The organism is Arthrobacter sp. ZGTC131 (genome assembly GCF_002929275.1).
GTDB lineage: Bacteria > Actinomycetota > Actinomycetes > Actinomycetales > Micrococcaceae > Arthrobacter.
The window spans coordinates 331,418-347,257 of sequence record NZ_PJIK01000002.1 but is presented as its reverse complement, the minus strand read 5'-3'; the positions used below and the strand labels follow the sequence as shown (position 1 = coordinate 347,257).

Genomic DNA, 15,840 nt, shown 5'->3' with positions numbered 1-15,840 from the left:
CATTGGAGACAACATGAAAAATCAACGATCATTTGTGGCGGCCGTGGCCGCCGCATCGCTTCTCGTGTCCTTCGCTCCGGCCGGCCAGGCCGCCGGTGACCCCAACGCAGCCGTCCCGAACGCAGCCGCGGCAACCGTTCTCGCCCAAGGCCTGCTGTCTCCGCTTCACCTCAGCGACGGACCTGACCGCTCCGTCCTGGTCAGTGAAGAATTTGCCGGCAGGCTGACGAAGGTCGCCCGGGACGGTGCGAAATCCGTGGTTTACGAGAACTCGGCGTGGAACGTTGCCGGCACCGACCGGCGGGACGAGACCATCTATCTGGCGGAGAGCCAGGGAGCCGGGCCCATGGACCCGAGAGCGCTGGCCGGGCATCTCCGCAGCATTGATGCCGACGGCAAACAGCGCACCTTCGGGGACCTTGCCGCCCTGGAGACCAAGGAAAACGCCGACGGCGGCACCCTCTACGGGTTCCGGGACCTTCCCGGCGCCTGCGCGGCCCAGTTGCCCCCGGAAGTGGAAGTCTCATACAAGGGCCACGTCGATTCGCATCCGTATGGCATAGACGTCTACGGCGGCACCATCTACGTGGCGGACGCGGGAGCCAACAGCATCGTTTCCGTGGACGTGGAGACGGGCGCGGCCGAGACCGTTGCCGTGCTGCCGTCGCGGCCCCACCGTTTCACGGCGGAGGAAGCGACAGCTCTGAAGCTCCCGGGCTGCATTGTCGGCCACACATATGAGTTCGAGCCCGTGCCCACCGACGTTAAGCGGGGACCGGACGGCTGGCTGTATGTGTCGGTGCTCCCCGGCGGACCGGAAGATCCGGCCCTGGGCGCCCGCGGCGCGGTGTTCAAGGTCGATCCGGAGGACGGCCGGGTGAGGCTGTTTGCCGACGACGTGATGTCCCCCACCGGCCTCGATATGGACCAGGACGGAAACGTCTACGTGGCATCGCTCTTCGGCGAGGGAGTGCTCCGGCTTTCGGCCGACTCGGGCACGCAGAGCGTCGTCCTCCCCGGTGTGCTCACGGCAGACGTGGATCTCAGGGGCGAAACCCTGTACGCCACGGTCAATGCGCTGCCGGAACCGAACAAGGCTCCGGACGGGCGCGTTGTGACCGGACCGGCGGAGAACGATTAGAAAAATGGTGTGGCCGGATCCGAGGGATCCGGCCACACCATTTAAGTCACTGCAACTCGAGCCGAACGCTACCTGTTCCGGTCCTCGTCGATTGCGTCGTCGGCGCTGAGGTCGATGTCCTCTTCGTCGAAGTCGTCTTCGTCGAGTTCCACGTCCTCGATGATGTCGCTCTTATACGGATCGGCGTCGCCAGCGTGCTTGGCGTTCTCGGCCAGGGCCGCGACCTCGGCGTCACGCTTCTTCGCGGCCCGGAGGAGTTCCTCGAGGTTGGAGGCGTTCACGGGGATCTGGTCCGCCACGAATTCCAGCGTGGGAGTCAGGCGGACGGTGATGTTCCGGCCCACTTCCTGCCGCAGCACGCCCTTGGCCTTCTCCAGGCCTTTGGCGGCATCGGCCTGCACGGCCTGGTCGCCGAACACGGTGTAGTAGATCGTGGCATGCTGCAGGTCATTGGTCACGCGGGCATCGGTGACAGTAATGCCCTCAAGCCGCGGATCCTTGACCTTCCGGCCCAGGGCCTCTGCAACAACAACCTTAATCCGCTGCGCCAACTTGGCAGCGCGTGCCGGATCAGCCATTTCCACTCCTAAATATTTGGATGTACGACGGCGCCATAGCGGCTGCCGTACACACGTTGGGTTTTGATGCCACGCACCTGAGGTGAGTCTATGAATTGGGCGAAAGTGCGGGGCCGCCGGAAAGAATCCAACGGCCCCGCACCTTTACAGCTCAGCCAGCTTAGACGCGCGGCTTCTCGCGCATCTCGAAGGTCTCGATGATGTCGCCCTCGTTGATGTCGTTGTACGAGCCAAGACCGATACCACACTCGAAGTCCGTGCGGACCTCGGTGGCGTCGTCCTTGAAGCGCTTGAGCGTCTCAACGGTGAGGTTGTCACCGATGATCTTGCCGTCGCGGCTGATGCGGGCCTTGGCGTTGCGTCGGATAACACCCGAGCGGACGATCGAGCCTGCAATGTTGCCGAACTTGGAGGAACGGAACACTTCGCGGACCTCGGCGGTACCAAGCTGGACCTCTTCGTACTCCGGCTTGAGCATGCCCTTGAGGGCCATCTCAATGTCATCAATTGCTGCGTAGATGACGGAGTAGAAGCGCATGTCCACGCCTTCGCGGTCTGCCAGTTCGGCAACACGCTCGGCGGGCTTGACGTTGAAGCCGATGATGACGGCGCTGTCGACCGTCGCCAGGTTGACGTCGTTCTGCGTGATCGCACCGACACCGCGGTGGATAACGCGGAGCTGGACACCTTCGCCGACGTCGATCTTGAGCAGCGCGTCTTCGAGGGCTTCCACGGCACCGGAAACGTCACCCTTGAGGATGAGGTTGAGGGTGTCGATCTTGCCTTCGGCGACGGCCTGGTCGAAGTCTTCCAGGCTGATGCGCTTGCGGCGCTTGGCCAGGGCGGCGTTGCGGTCGGCTGCTTCACGCTTCTCGGCGATCTGGCGGGCGGTGCGCTCGTCAGCGGTCACGAAGAAGGTGTCACCGGCGCGCGGCACGTTGGACAGGCCCAGCACCTGAACGGGGCGGGACGGGCCGGCCTCGGTCAGGGCGCTGCCGTCGTCGTCGAACATCGCTCGGACGCGGCCGTGGGCCGTTCCCGCAACGATCGTGTCGCCGACGCGCAGCGTACCGGACTGCACCAGGACGGTGGCCACGGAACCGCGGCCCTTGTCCAGGTTGGCTTCAATCGCAATACCGCGGGCGTCCTTGTTCGGGTTGGCGCGCATGTCGAGGGCGGCGTCTGCGGTGAGCAGGACCGCGCCGAGCAGCTCGTCGATGTTCAGGTTCTGGCGGGCAGAGACCTCAACGAACATGGTGTCGCCACCGTATTCTTCGGGAACCAGGCCGTACTCGGTCAGCTGGCCGCGGACCTTGTCCGGGTTGGCGCCTTCCTTGTCGATCTTGTTCACAGCCACGACGATCGGCACGTTGGCCGCCTGGGCGTGGTTGAGGGCTTCAACGGTCTGCGGCATAACGCCGTCGTCCGCTGCGACCACCAGGATGGCGATGTCGGTGACCTTCGCACCACGGGCACGCATGGCGGTGAACGCCTCGTGGCCCGGAGTATCGATGAAGGTGATCTTGCGATCAAGCTCTTCGTGGTTGTGCGTGACCTGGTAGGCACCGATGTGCTGTGTGATGCCGCCGTGCTCGCCCGCCATGACGTCGGACTTGCGGATGGCATCAAGAAGCCGGGTCTTACCGTGGTCAACGTGACCCATGACGGTGACGACCGGAGGACGGGCCTCGAGGTCTTCGTCGCCTTCAGCCTCGAGCTCGGCGTCGAAGTCGATGTCGAAGGTGCTGAGCAGCTCGCGCTCCTCATCCTCCGGCGAAACGACCTGAAGCTTGTAGCCAAGTTCCTCGCCCAGCAGTGCGAAGGTTTCCTCGTCCAGCGACTGGGTAGCCGTTGCCATCTCACCAAGGTGGAAGAGCACGGTCACCAGTGCCGCGGGGTTCGCCTCGATCTTGTCGGCGAAGTCCGTGATGGACGAGCCTCGGCGAAGCCGGACTACGGTGTTGCCGTCGCCGCGGGGTACGCTCACGCCACCCAGCGACGGGGCGCTCATCTGCTCAAGTTCCTGGCGCTTTGCGCGCTTCGACTTGCGCTGCTTGCCACGGCCTGCGCCGCCCTTACCGAAGGCACCCTGGGTTCCGCCGCGACCGCGGCCGCCCTTGCCAAAGCCACCGCCGGCCGGAGCACCGCCACCGGCACCCGGAGCGCCACCGGTACCCGGTGCGCCGCCTGGGCGTCCGGGACCGCGGCCTCCGCCGCCGGGACGGCCTGCACCAGCGGGTGCGGGACGTTCGGTGCGGTTGGGCATCATGCCTGGCGTAGGACGGTTTCCGCCTGCGCCTGCCGGACGGGGAGCGCCGGGGCGGGGGCCGCCTGCGCCTGCTGCCGGACGGGCACCGCCCGGAGCACCACCGGTGCGCGGAGCACCGGGACGCGGGCCGCCGGCGCCTGCTGCCGGACGGGGGCCGCCGGGGCGGTCTCCGTCAGTGCGACTGCCGCCGGGACGGGGCATGCCCTGGGATGTTGCAAACGGGTTGTTACCCGGGCGCGGCGGACGTTCTCCGTCGCCCCCACGGCCGCGGGGCATGCCCTGGGACGTGGCGAAGGGGTTGTTGCCGGGGCGGGGACCGCCCGGACGGGGAGCCGAACCACCCTGGCGTGCTGCCGGTGCGGCCGGAGCTTCAGCCTTCGGTGCCGGACGCGCGCCGGGCTTGGCGCCGGTCGACGGTGCCGCGGGAACGCTGGCGGAAGGAGCTGCCGGAGCAGCGGGGGCGGGAGCAGCAGGTGTTGCTGGCGCGGCGGGGGCTTCGGCCTTGGCGGCCGGTGCCGGAGCGGGTGCCGCAGCCTTCGGGGCAGCGGGACCGGGAGCCGGAGCGGGACGTGATTCTGCCGCCTTGGCGGGCGCTTTCGGTGCGGCAGCTGGCGCTTCGGACTTCGAAGCGGCTGCGCCGGGGAAGGCGTTGCGGAGTTTCCGCACAACGGGGGCCTCAATGGTGGAAGAGGCGGAGCGAACAAATTCGCCCAGTTCCTGCAGTTTGGTTACTGCATCTTTGGAAGTGATACCGAGCTCTTTTGCAAGCTCATGTACGCGGACCTTGGCCACATTTCTCCTGTCTCGGTCCGCACCGAGCCAGGCACGAACCGTCTACTTCTTACTGCGGGCCCCCGCCGCGGTCGCGGCTGAAAGGCCCATTGCAGAGCGCAACAAAGTTGTCATCGTTGCGCACTCATCGCTGGGAACTCATCGGGTTTCCATCAGTTTTCTGACCCGCTTTCAGGTTGGACGGTTGTTGCTGCGGCCACCGGAGTGTCCACGGCGTGCGTGCCTGCCGTGATCCGGCGTTCAACGTCGGCTGTTCCGGTTGCGCCGTTGAGGGCGCGTCCGAACGCTCGACGTTTGACCGCCAGTGCAAGGCACGCTTCGCTGGGGTGCAGCCATGCACCCCTGCCAGCCATCCGGCGTCGTTCATCCACTACGACGGCGGATGAACCGCCGGCGCCGGAGACGAGCCGGAGTAACTCTGACCGCGACCCTTTTTTCCGGCATCCGATGCAGGTACGCTGCGGCTGATTCCCGAGGTGTTGCACGTGTGCCACTGTCGAGTATCTTCCTGCCTATACATATCTGCCTGCCCGGGGGCCCGCTGCTGCCGTTCGGCAAATTTGCGGGCGCACACAAGCACACTGATGCCGGCTGCGAGGCACGGTCAAATTCTATTCTAGCCCCTCAGGGGCCCGTCACCCGAAACTGCCCGCTGCAATCGCGGGCAGTTTCGGTGCCGGTCCGGGCTGGCCGGGCCCGGGAGGAGTTCTTTTAGCTGCGGGGAGCGGCAGCGTCGGAAACGATGTCGATCCGCCAGCCGGTCAGCTTCGCAGCGAGGCGGGCGTTCTGGCCCTCCTTGCCGATGGCCAGGGAGAGCTGGTAGTCCGGCACCACTACGCGCGCCGAGCGCGTCGCTTCGTCGGTGATGGTGACCGAATTCACACGCGACGGCGACAGCGCGCTGGCGATAAACGTCGCCGGATCCTCGCTGAAGTCCACGATGTCGATCTTTTCATCGTTCAGCTCGGTCATGACGGCCCGCACGCGGGAACCCATTTCACCGATGCACGCGCCCTTGGCGTTGATGCCCGGCGTGTTGGCTTTCACTGCGATCTTGGTGCGGTGCCCGGCCTCACGGGCCAGGGCGACGATCTCCACCGAGTGGTCGGCGATCTCCGGAACCTCCAGCTCGAAGAGCTTCCGCACCAGCCCCGGATGCGACCGGGACAGCGTGATGGACGGACCCTTGGTGCCGCGGTGCACGTCAATCACAAACGCGCGCAGCCGGTTCCCGTGGACGTACTTCTCCCCCGGCACCTGCTCGGGCGGCGGAAGCAGCGCTTCCACCGTTCCGAGGTTGACCTGGATCATGTGGGGGTTGTTGCCCTGCTGGATGGTGCCGGCCACAAGCTCGCCCTCACGGCCCTTGAATTCACCCAAGACGTTGTCGTCCTCAACATCGCGCAGGCGCTGGAGGATGATCTGGCGGGCGGTGCTGGCGGCGATGCGGCCGAAGCCGGCCGGCGTGTCCTCGAACTCGCCGATGGGGGCACCGTCGTCGTCGATTTCGGTGGCCCAGATGGTCACATGGCCGCTCTTGCGGTCCAGCTCGGCGCGGGCCTTCTCGAAGGCGCCCGGCGACTTGTGGTAGGCAACCAGCAGTGCCTGCTCGATCGTGGGGATGAGGAGATCCAGCGGGATTTCGCGCTCACGCTCCAGGAGTCTCAGTGCGCTCATGTCAATATCCATCAGGCCTCCTCAGAAGGTCCATTGTGTTCATTTTCCAGACCGGCCTCGTCGAGGTGGCTGAACTCAATTTCGACTTTTCCGCTGCGGATCTTGTCGAAAGGAAGTTTTACGGGATCGCCCTGCTTCGGCTTCATGCCTTTTTTCACGGCAATTTCAGGGACGAGGGTCACGCCGGATTCATCCACTGACTGGATCCGTCCCGTGACGTTCTCGCCCTGGATGACCTTGACGCTCACCATGCGTCCGCGGGCGCGGTGCCAGTGCCGCGGCTCGGTCAGGGGCCGGCCCACGCCGGGCGAGGAGACTTCGAGGTCGTACGGGCGGCTGTCTGTGCTGGGGTCGCCGTCCAGGATGTCGGAGAGTTCCTTCGAGATGTCGGCGATGACATCAAGGCTCACTCCGCCGGTTTCTTCCTGCGGCAGGTCCACCACCACGTTGACCACGCGGTTGGAGCCTGCGATGTTGATGGCAACATCCTCCAGGTAGAGCCGGTGCGCCAAAACCGCGGGCTCAAGCAAGGCCCGGAGGCGTTCAGCCTCGGGATTGTGGACAGCCGCGGGTTCAGCCCTTCCCGCGTCGGTCCGGTCTGATGAAGTCGTGGCTTCTGCATTGCTCACGATGCCGGCCGCCTCCCGATAGATGATGTTGTGACTACTAGCGTAGCCATTTTCCGGCCGGCTTGGTGCACCGAGTTCCTTCCCGCCGTGACAACATGGTCTGTTGTGAAAGACGACACGAGGGAAAAAAGCAGGCCGCGGAACTATTTCCGTTACGCCCTGCTGACCTTCACCGCGTTCCTGGTGTTGAGCCTCGGTTTTGCGCTGATTCCACGCCAAGATCCGGAGCCCGCCGTACCGCCGTTTTCCGAGCAGGCACGGGCCTCGGCACTGGCTGACACCATGCGGCTGAGGGCAGCCAGCCGCGAACTTACTGCGGACGCGTCCGGGGCTCAGCGGCAGCTTTTCTCGCGGACTGTGACTTTGCTGACTACGCAGGCCAAGGCCCTGGTCCTCCCGGCCGATAACGGACCCGCCGGCGCGTCGGCCCCCTCTTCGCCGGGCAGGGCCACAGCTTCGGCTACAGGCCCGGCCGCAGGTTCCACGGGCACGGCTACGGCCACCCCCGCACCGGTGACCGTTCCGGCCCTGGTGGCCGGGCTGTCCGCCAGCGGCAAACAGCGCCTCGCCCAGGCGGAAAAGGCCGACGGCGGGATGGCACGCCTGCTGGCCGCGGTGGGAACGGCGCAGCTGCTTCAGGCGAGGTCCCTCGCCCAGGCGTCCGGGACACCGGTCCCGGCTCTTCCGCAGGCACCCGCGCCACAACGCACAGCCGCGGACTCGTGCCCGGCGCCGGCCTCCATTCCCGCCCAACCGACCCAGTCCGCACCGGCCTCCCAGCCCTCGCAGACGGTCCAGTCCGCACCGGGTGACGCGGGGACGGCCTCCGCCGAGCCGGGGGCAGCGTCCCAGGCGGACGCACTTAACAGGGTGGTCCGCACCGAGGTAGAGACGGTCTATGGCTACCAGGTGGCGCTCACCAGGCTGCAAGGCGCCGCCGCCGAACAGGCCTCGAAGCTGCTGGCCAGCCACGAGGCGCTCGTGGCTGAGGCCGAGGGGCACAGCCGTGTCCATTGCGTGCCCATCCCTCCGCGGGACCCGGGCTACACGCTCGGCACCTCGTTCCTGAAAAAGCCCGCCGCTGGACTGGCCAGCCTGGAGGCCGGAACACTGCCGGTGTACGGCGACCTTGTGGCCCTGAGCGACGGCCCGACCCGGCACTGGGCCATCTCCTCGCTCCTCACTGCCGCGCAACGGGCCATCAGCTGGGGCTCCGACCCCGGACCGGTTCCAGGAATCGTGCTGGACACCACGCTGTTGCCCACGATTCCGGAGGAGTAACCCGCACGTCAGGGCCGAGGGCTGCGCTCTGGCAGGCTGGCGTCCGGAGTGGTTTGCTGGAGGCATGGATTCAGCGGACAATGCGGCATTGCCCCCTGACGGGCACCACGAAAATGAGCCGCATAACAACGACATCGTCCACCGCCTGAACTGGCTGCGCGCAGGCGTTCTCGGCGCGAACGACGGCATTGTGTCAGTCGCGGCGCTCGTGGTGGGCGTCGCCGGCGCCACGAGCGAACACGGGCCCATCCTTGCGGCAGGCGCCGCGGGCCTGGTGGGCGGCGCCGTGTCCATGGCCCTGGGCGAGTACGTGTCCGTCAGCAGCCAAAGCGACAGCCAGAAGGCGATGATCGAAAAGGAACGCCGCGAGCTCGCCGAGGAACCCGAGGAGGAGCTCCATGAGCTCGCGGCAATCTATCGGAGCAAAGGCCTGAGCGAAGAGACGGCCAGGAACGTGGCCCGGGAACTGACTGAGCACGATGCCCTGGCGGCGCACCTTTCGGCCGAGCTGAATATCGATGAAGAGGACATCGTCAGTCCCTGGCACGCCGCCTTTGCCTCGGCGATCGCCTTCACGCTGGGCGCGATCCTGCCCCTGCTGGCCATTCTGTTGCCGCCGGAGAACCTCAGGGTCGCCGTGACCTTCGGGGCCGTACTGCTGGCGCTGGCGCTGACCGGCGGCCTCGGTGCGCGGATCGGCGGCGGATCCAGGATCCGTGCAGCGGCGCGCGTGGTGGTGGGAGGCGGGCTGGCCCTTGCCGCGACGTTCACCATCGGCAACCTGCTGGGGGCCAGCGGCATCGTCTAGTCCGCCTGGACTCAGCACTCCCGGAGGACAGTCAGCCCGTTCCCTGCACTGTGCAAGTTGGGGGTGAGGGTTCCCCGCTCGCGTACGATGCGCAGGCTTCACCGCCCAGGGCATCTTCGGCGTCTTGGGAGAATGGAACCATGGACTTCAACCGGCTTCTCCAGATCAGGCGCATCTATGCCCAGCCTGCTGCGCTGGAGCTTCCCAGGGGTCAGGCGATCGTCGAACGCTGGCCGGGGGCCGACGTCGTGCTTGTCGACAACCACTGGAACATCCCGGACGTGCACGGTGACGAGACGAACGTGCCGCGCTGGTCCCGGATTAAGACGGAGGCCCTGGTCCTCGGCGTCAAGAAGGCGCTAACCGTCAAGCCGAACGGCCGGTCCGCGGATTTTATTGCGCCCTCGACCGCTAGCGGCTGCGCCATGGCATGCGCTTACTGCTACGTGCCCCGGCATAAGGGCTACAGCAACCCGGTGACCGTGTTTGCGAACATCGACCAGATTGCCCGGGCGCTCGAGCGGCACGCCACTCGCCAGGGCATGAAGCTCGAGCCCAACCAGTGCGACCCGGAACTGTGGGTCTACGACATCGGTGAAAATAGCGACTGCTCCGTCGACGCGCTGATCAGCGACAACGTGGAAGATCTGGTCACGCTGTTCCGCGACTTGCCCAACGCCAAGCTGTCCTTTGCCACCAAGTACGTGAACCCCGCACTGCTCGGCTGGGACCACGGCGGTCACACCAGGATCCGGTTTTCCCTCATGCCCGCGGACCTGGCGAAGTCAATTGACGTTCGGACCTCGCCCGTGGCTGAACGCATGGCTGCAATCAACGACTTCGTCGATGCAGGGTACGAGGTGCATGTGAACTTCTCCCCCGTCATCATCACGGACACCTGGCTCAGGGATTGGGAGGAACTGCTGCGCCAACTCGACGCCACCCTGACAGCCGCCGCCAAGGCCCAGCTGGCGGCGGAAGTCATCTTTCTGACCCACAACGAGCGGCTCCACGAGGTCAACCTGGGGTGGCATCCGCAGGCCGAGAACGTCCTGTGGCGTCCGGACCTCCAGGAATCCAAGGTCTCGTCCAACGGCTTCACCAACGTCCGCTACCGTTCAGGGTCCAAGGCAGGCTACGTGCGGCAGCTGACCGCGCTTATTGAGGAGATCGCGCCTTACTGCCGCATCCGCTACGCGTTCTGAGGTTCTGGACCAACTACGCTGGAACCGATGAGCCAGCCACGAGACATCCCCATTCCACCCGACTTGGCGCGCCGCTACGCCGGCAACAGCGCCGGCCGCGCCTGGCTGGCGTCCCTACCCGAAATGATCCGCGGGCGCATGGACCAGTGGCAACTGGAACTGGATCTCAGTCCCGGTGCGCTTCCGTGGAGCGGTCACGGCGGAATCGTTCTGCCGGTGCGGTCAGCCGGGACCGCCGCGGCGCTGAAGGTTGCCTTCCCCCATGACGAGGCCTTGGTGGAGCGCCATGCGCTGGCCCTCTGGAACGGGCACGGCGCCGTTCGCCTGCTCGCATCCGACGCCGGAACCTGCGCCATGCTGCTGGAGCGGCTGGACGCCGGCAGGTCGCTCCAGACCGAGGCGATGGACCGGGCCGTTGAGGTGTGGGGCGGGCTCATGCGGGATCTGCGCCTGGTGCCGGACGGCCGTCCCCAGTGGCGGGAATTTGCCCACGTCGCGGCGCGCGCGGAACAGTGGAGCGACGACCTTCCCGCGGATTGGGAACAGCTCGGCCGGCCGTTCCCGCGGTGGCTCCTGGAAGCGGCCCTTGAGGTGTGCCAGACCAGGGGTGCTGTGGGCCGCCGTTCCGGCTCCGACGTGCTGGCAAATACGGACTTCCACTTCCTCAATATCCTGGCCCGCCCCGGCGCTCCGGAGCAGGCCGGGCCGGGAAGTTTTGCGGCCATCGATCCGCAGCCGATGGTGGGCGAGGCCGAGTTCGCCGTGGCGCCCCTGCTGTGGAACCGGATCCGGGACCTTCCCGCGGCCGATCCCGCGGCAGGGCTGCTGGAGCGGTGCCGTGACTTCAGCCTCGCTGCCGGACTGGATCCCGAGGCCGCCCGCCAGTGGAGCATTGCGCGGGAGGTGGACAACGCCCTGCACTACGCCTCGAAGGCCGGTCATGGCGGGGACTTGGCCCGCTCCCTCTGGGTCTCCAGCACCCTGGCCGGCCGGACACTCGACGGGCTTCCGGCCCCGCACTCGTTGCCCGAACCGGGCCAGGCGGCGGGATCGGCGGAGACGGTGACGGTGACGGCACCCATAGGTGGTCCGGCCGTCACCGGGCCCGGACCGCTTCAAGAGCCTGTTTGACCGCCTCGGCCGCCGTGCCGACGTCGTCCGCGTCGGTGGTCCAGTTGCTGACCGAGATCCGCAGCACGTCCCGCCCGTGCCATCGGGATCCGGACATCCAGACCTTTCCGTCTGCCAGGATTCTCGCCGTCACGTCCCGGGTGGTGGCGTCGTCGCCGAAGGCGAGGCAAATCTGGGTGAAGTCGACGTCGTTCAGCACCTCCGCACCGTCCAGGGCCGAGAGCTTGTCCGCGAGCAACGCCGCCGAGGCCGCGAGCCCGCGGATCTGTGCGGCCACGCCGTCGCTGCCCAGCGATTTCAGGGCGGCCCACACCGGAACCCCTCTCGCCCTGCGTGAGAGTTCCGGGACTTTCTGGCTGGGATCACCCGCGCCGTCTGCAGCCTGGATCAGGTAGCTCGCGCTGACCCCCATGGCGCTCCGCATCGCCCGGATGTCCTTCACGACGGCGACGCCGCAGTCGTACGGGACGTTGAGGCTCTTGTGGGCGTCCGTGGCCCACGAGTCGGCCCGCCCGAGTCCGGCGGTCAGCCCGGCGAGTTCCGGGACGGCCGCGGCCCAGAGCCCGAAGGCCCCGTCCACGTGCACCCAGGCTCCGTGGGCCTTCGACACTGCGACGGCCGCGGCAAAGGGGTCGAAGGCGCCGGAATGGACGTTTCCGGCCTGCAGGCACACCAGAATCGGGGCGGGGCCCGAAGCAAGGGCACGGTCAAGGGCACAGTCCAGTTCCGCGGCGTCGATGCGTCCCTGGCCGTCGGAAGGGACCACGGTGGGGCTGCCCAGGCCCAGGTAGCGCAGCGCGAGGTCGATCGTGTCGTGCCGTTCCTCGCCGACAAGGCAGTGGATGCGCGGGGCTCCCGAAAGTCCGTCGCGGTCCACGTCCCACCCGGCGTCCGTCAGCAGGCGCCAGCGCGCAGCGGCCAGACCCGTGAAATTCGCCATGGTGGCACCGGTGACGAAGCCGACGTCGGACTCCGGCGGCAGGCCCAGCAACTCGAGCAGCCACTGGCCGGCTGCTTCCTCGATGGCCGCAATGGCGGGTGTCGCGTAGCGGAGCACGGAGTTCTGGTCCCAGGCGCTGACAAGCCAGTCCGCCGCCATGGCTGCCGGCAGGGTGCCCCCGATGACCCAGCCGAAAAAGCGGCCCGACGGCATGGCCATGAGACCCGGCTCCGCGTGCAGGGCAAGATAGTCCACGACGTCAGCCGCAGGCATGCCGGAGCGCGGAAGTTCGCCGCCGAAGGCCGCCGCCAGCTCACCGGCCGCCTGCACAGGCCCCACCCGGCGGTCCGGCTGGCTTGCAAGCCACCTCGTGGCATGGCCGACGGCCGCATCAAGGGCCTCCGCATACGGTTCCGCACCGGCTGACATAGGGGCATGCTACGCCTTCCCCGGACAGCCTGCGAGAGTCCGTCCGTCCCCGCCCGTGGCTCAGCACGGACTGGCAGTCAGGCGAAGTTTTCCTGCCAGACGTCGGCGCCGAGTTTGATGATCAGGGCAGCGACAACCGTCAGAAACACGAATCTCACAAACCGGCTCCCCTGCTTCACCGCCGTGCGCGCGCCCAGGTAACCTCCCGCCATGTTCGCCAGCCCGAGCACCAGTCCCACTCCCCACAGCAGCGACCCGTTCGGCAGGAAGAACAGCAGGGCGCCCGCGTTGGTGGCCATATTGACGATCTTCGCCTTGGCGCTGGCCTCGAGGAACGCATAGCCCATGGCCGAAACCAGCGCGATCACCAGGAACGAACCTGTCCCGGGGCCGATCAGCCCGTCGTAGAAGCCGATCACCGCGCCGATGGTGCAGGCCACCGCGTAGTGGGTGCCGCCGTCGTGCCTGAGCACCGTCAGGTGGCCGGCGTCGGGTTTGAGGGCGGTGAAAAGCGCGACGGCGACCAGCGCCACCACGATGATCGGCTTGAATACCTCGGCCGGCAGCCTGGCAGCCAGCAAGGCGCCGCCGAAGCTGCCGGCCAGGGCAATGACGGCCATGGGCAGCGCCGTCCTGAGGTCAGGCCGGACGCGGCCGTAGTACGTGACCGCGCTGGTGGTGGTGCCGAAGATGGATCCCATCTTGTTGGTGGCCAGCGCCTGCACCGGGGTGATGCCCGGTACGAGCAGCAGCGCCGGAAGCTGCAGCAGCCCTCCGCCGCCCACCACCGCGTCCACCCAGCCTGCAGCGAATCCGGCCACCACAATCAGGATGAGAGTGGCGAGCTGGATCGACTCGAACCCCGAGACCACCCTGGCGGCTAGGCGTCAGTTGCTGCGGACGGCGTTGACCACGAAGTCAACGGCCTTGTCCACGGCCACGTTTTCCGCCTCGCCGGTGCGGCGGTCCTTGACCTCAACGACGCCGTCGACGAGTCCGCGGCCGACGGCCAGGATGGTGGGCACGCCGACGAGTTCGGCGTCGCCGAACTTCACGCCCGGGGACACCTTGGGGCGGTCATCGTAGATGACGTCCAGGCCGGCGGCTTCGAGTTCGAGGGCGAGCTGTTCCGCTGCGGCGAAGATCTCCTCACCGCGGCCGACGGCGACGACGTGGACGTCTGCCGGGGCCACGGACCGGGGCCAGATCAGGCCCTTGCCGTCGTGGTTGGCTTCAGCCAGGGCGGCGACAGCGCGCGTGACACCGACGCCGTAGGAGCCCATGGTCACCACCACCTGCTTGCCGTTCTGGTCCAGGACCTTCAGTTCCAGGGCCTCGGCGTACTTGCGGCCAAGCTGGAAGATGTGGCCCATTTCGATGCCGCGGGCGGTCTCCAGCGGGCCGGAGCCATCCGGGGCCTCGTCCCCGGCGCGGACTTCGGTGCATTCGATGACGCCGTCCCAGCCGAAGTCACGCCCGGCCACGAGCCCGAACACGTGCTTGCCGGCCATGTTGGCACCGGTCACCCAGGCGGTGCCGCTGACGATGCGCGGATCCACCAGGTAGAGGAGCTTGGCGGCGCCCTCCTGGCCAAGCAGGGGCGCTCCGAGGGACATGCCCGGGCCGAGGTATCCCCTGACGATGAGGGGATTCTTGGCGAGGTCCTCGTCGCCTGCGGCCTCCACGGTGATCTCGCCGGCGACCGGCAGGTAGGCGCCGATGTTTGCCTCGACGCGCTTGAGGTCCACTCCGCGGTCACCGGGCACGCCGATGACCACGATCTGGCGCTCACCGGTGGGCAGCGTCACGGCGAGGACAACGTTCTTGAGCGTATCGGCGGCAGTCCAGGCGCCGCCGTCGGCCTCGCTCCGGGGAACGAGCTGGTTGGCGGCGTCCACCAGGGTTTCAATGGTGGGAGTGTTGGGGGTGTCGCGGATCTCCGCGGCGGGAGCGTCCGTGAAGTCGATCTCGGCAGGCACCACGGTGGTGACGGCCTCAACGTTGGCGGCGTAGCCGCCGGCCGAACGAACGAACGTGTCCTCGCCGATCTCGGTGGGGTGCAGGAATTCCTCGCTCCTTGAGCCGCCCATGGCCCCGGCCGTGGCCGCCACCGGGATGACTTCCAGGCCCAGGCGCTCGAAGATCTTCAGGTACGCGGCGCGGTGCGCGGCGTAGCTGGCGTCCAGCCCGGCGTCATCGACGTCGAAGGAGTAGGAGTCCTTCATGATGAACTCCCGGCCGCGCAGCAGGCCGGCACGCGGGCGGGCCTCGTCGCGGTACTTGTTCTGGATCTGGTAGATGCTCAGGGGCAGATCCTTGTAGGAGGAGTACAGGTCCTTGACCAGGAGGGTGAACATTTCCTCGTGGGTTGGGGCCAGGAGGTAGTCCCCGCCCTTGCGGTCCTTGAGCCGGAAGAGCCCTTCGCCGTACTCGGTCCAGCGGTTGGTGGCCTCGTAGGGCTCCTTCGGCAGCAGCGCAGGGAAGTGCACTTCCTGGGCGCCGATGGCCGCCATCTCCTCGCGGATAATCTGTTCGACCTTGCGCAGCACGCTCAGGCCGAGGGGCAGCCATGTGTAGATGCCCGGCGCGGCGCGGCGGATGTAACCGGCGCGGACGAGGAGCCTGTGGCTGGCCACCTCTGCGTCGGCGGGATCTTCACGCAGGGTGCGCAGGAACAGCTTGGAGAGTCTAAGGACCACGGGTCGGTATCCGTTTCTGGGGGAAAGTGCTGATTGTCTGGGTACTAATCTACCGGCAAGGCCGCGCCGCGGCTTCCGCGTCCCGGGTCCTCCCGGCCGTGGGGCCGCGTTACAAGAAGAGCCACGCCCCACAGAAGAAGCCCCTGGCCGTCTCCGGCTGGTCATCCCTGTGGTGGCGTGGCTCCGCGGCCGGTCATGCCGCTAATTCTCTGAGACCATCCATGCCCGGAAAAGACACGGTTAGGTAGAACCTATGTGATG

The 15,840-nt window shown here is 67.2% G+C and carries 13 protein-coding genes; 5 read left to right on the top strand and 8 right to left on the bottom strand.

Annotated elements, in window-relative coordinates; all coding sequences use genetic code 11:
- Positions 1-13: 13 nt before the first annotated feature.
- Positions 14-1,141, top strand: a complete 1,128-nt coding sequence (locus CXQ90_RS04610) for a ScyD/ScyE family protein (RefSeq protein ID WP_104137460.1) — start codon at positions 14-16, stop codon at positions 1,139-1,141.
- Positions 1,142-1,209: 68 nt separating this feature from the next.
- Here CXQ90_RS04610 and rbfA read toward each other — a convergent pair whose 3' ends face one another.
- The 5 genes from rbfA to rimP all read right to left on the bottom strand — a co-directional run bounded on the left by rbfA (position 1,210) and on the right by rimP (position 7,086).
- Positions 1,210-1,719, bottom strand: a complete 510-nt coding sequence (gene rbfA, locus CXQ90_RS04605) for a 30S ribosome-binding factor RbfA (protein WP_104137297.1) — start codon at positions 1,717-1,719, stop codon at positions 1,210-1,212.
- Positions 1,720-1,879: 160 nt separating this feature from the next.
- Entirely contained in the window at positions 1,880-4,780 is a 2,901-nt protein-coding gene (gene infB, locus CXQ90_RS04600; RefSeq protein WP_104137295.1) for a translation initiation factor IF-2, read from the bottom strand.
- Positions 4,781-4,932: 152 nt separating this feature from the next.
- The gene (locus CXQ90_RS04595; RefSeq protein ID WP_308470540.1) at positions 4,933-5,265 is read right to left on the bottom strand and encodes a YlxR family protein; all 333 of its coding nucleotides are present in this window, start codon (positions 5,263-5,265) and stop codon (positions 4,933-4,935) included.
- Positions 5,266-5,491: 226 nt separating this feature from the next.
- Positions 5,492-6,469, bottom strand: a complete 978-nt coding sequence (gene nusA, locus CXQ90_RS04590; protein WP_104137292.1) for a transcription termination factor NusA — start codon at positions 6,467-6,469, stop codon at positions 5,492-5,494.
- Positions 6,469-7,086 carry a ribosome maturation factor RimP gene (rimP, locus tag CXQ90_RS04585; protein ID WP_104137291.1) on the bottom strand — a complete coding sequence of 206 codons (618 nt, stop codon included), beginning with the start codon at positions 7,084-7,086 and terminating at the stop codon, positions 6,469-6,471. The genes nusA and rimP overlap by 1 nt, the downstream gene beginning before the upstream one ends.
- Positions 7,087-7,191: 105 nt before the next feature.
- Between rimP and CXQ90_RS04580 the strand changes: the two genes are divergently transcribed.
- The 4 genes from CXQ90_RS04580 to CXQ90_RS04565 all read left to right on the top strand — a co-directional run bounded on the left by CXQ90_RS04580 (position 7,192) and on the right by CXQ90_RS04565 (position 11,511).
- Complete coding sequence (locus tag CXQ90_RS04580) at positions 7,192-8,367, top strand: DUF4439 domain-containing protein (protein ID WP_104137289.1); 1,176 nt, start codon at positions 7,192-7,194, stop codon at positions 8,365-8,367.
- 64 nt (positions 8,368-8,431) lie between these two features.
- Positions 8,432-9,175, top strand: a complete 744-nt coding sequence (locus CXQ90_RS04575) for a VIT1/CCC1 transporter family protein (protein ID WP_104137288.1) — start codon at positions 8,432-8,434, stop codon at positions 9,173-9,175.
- Between the two features lie 140 nt (positions 9,176-9,315).
- Positions 9,316-10,380 carry a spore photoproduct lyase family protein gene (locus CXQ90_RS04570; protein WP_104137286.1) on the top strand — a complete coding sequence of 355 codons (1,065 nt, stop codon included), beginning with the start codon at positions 9,316-9,318 and terminating at the stop codon, positions 10,378-10,380.
- A 27-nt stretch (positions 10,381-10,407) separates the two neighbouring features.
- Complete coding sequence (locus CXQ90_RS04565; RefSeq protein ID WP_104137285.1) at positions 10,408-11,511, top strand: aminoglycoside phosphotransferase family protein; 1,104 nt, start codon at positions 10,408-10,410, stop codon at positions 11,509-11,511.
- Here the strand turns inward: CXQ90_RS04565 and CXQ90_RS04560 are convergent.
- The 3 genes from CXQ90_RS04560 to CXQ90_RS04550 form a co-directional block, all read right to left on the bottom strand.
- On the bottom strand, positions 11,477-12,880 hold the full coding sequence (locus tag CXQ90_RS04560; RefSeq protein ID WP_104137283.1) for a pyridoxal-dependent decarboxylase: 1,404 nt from the start codon (positions 12,878-12,880) through the stop codon (positions 11,477-11,479). The two genes, CXQ90_RS04565 and CXQ90_RS04560, sit on opposite strands and share 35 nt — an antisense overlap.
- Before the next feature lie 77 nt (positions 12,881-12,957).
- The gene (locus CXQ90_RS04555; RefSeq protein ID WP_104137282.1) at positions 12,958-13,752 is read right to left on the bottom strand and encodes a TSUP family transporter; all 795 of its coding nucleotides are present in this window, start codon (positions 13,750-13,752) and stop codon (positions 12,958-12,960) included.
- 15 nt (positions 13,753-13,767) lie between these two features.
- Positions 13,768-15,579 carry a proline--tRNA ligase gene (locus tag CXQ90_RS04550; RefSeq protein WP_104137280.1) on the bottom strand — a complete coding sequence of 604 codons (1,812 nt, stop codon included), beginning with the start codon at positions 15,577-15,579 and terminating at the stop codon, positions 13,768-13,770.
- Positions 15,580-15,840 lie beyond the last annotated feature (261 nt).

What these genes read in the sequence shown, in the direction of transcription:
- CXQ90_RS04610 (WP_104137460.1), top strand. Translation starts at nt 14, where the DNA reads ATGAAAAATCAACGATCATTTGTGGCGGCCGTGGCCGCCGCATCGCTT.
- CXQ90_RS04560 (WP_104137283.1), bottom strand. Translation starts at nt 12,880, where the DNA reads ATGTCAGCCGGTGCGGAACCGTATGCGGAGGCCCTTGATGCGGCCGTC.
- nusA (WP_104137292.1), bottom strand. Translation starts at nt 6,469, where the DNA reads ATGGATATTGACATGAGCGCACTGAGACTCCTGGAGCGTGAGCGCGAA.
- rbfA (WP_104137297.1), bottom strand. Translation starts at nt 1,719, where the DNA reads ATGGCTGATCCGGCACGCGCTGCCAAGTTGGCGCAGCGGATTAAGGTT.
- CXQ90_RS04575 (WP_104137288.1), top strand. Translation starts at nt 8,432, where the DNA reads ATGGATTCAGCGGACAATGCGGCATTGCCCCCTGACGGGCACCACGAA.
- CXQ90_RS04565 (WP_104137285.1), top strand. Translation starts at nt 10,408, where the DNA reads ATGAGCCAGCCACGAGACATCCCCATTCCACCCGACTTGGCGCGCCGC.
- CXQ90_RS04570 (WP_104137286.1), top strand. Translation starts at nt 9,316, where the DNA reads ATGGACTTCAACCGGCTTCTCCAGATCAGGCGCATCTATGCCCAGCCT.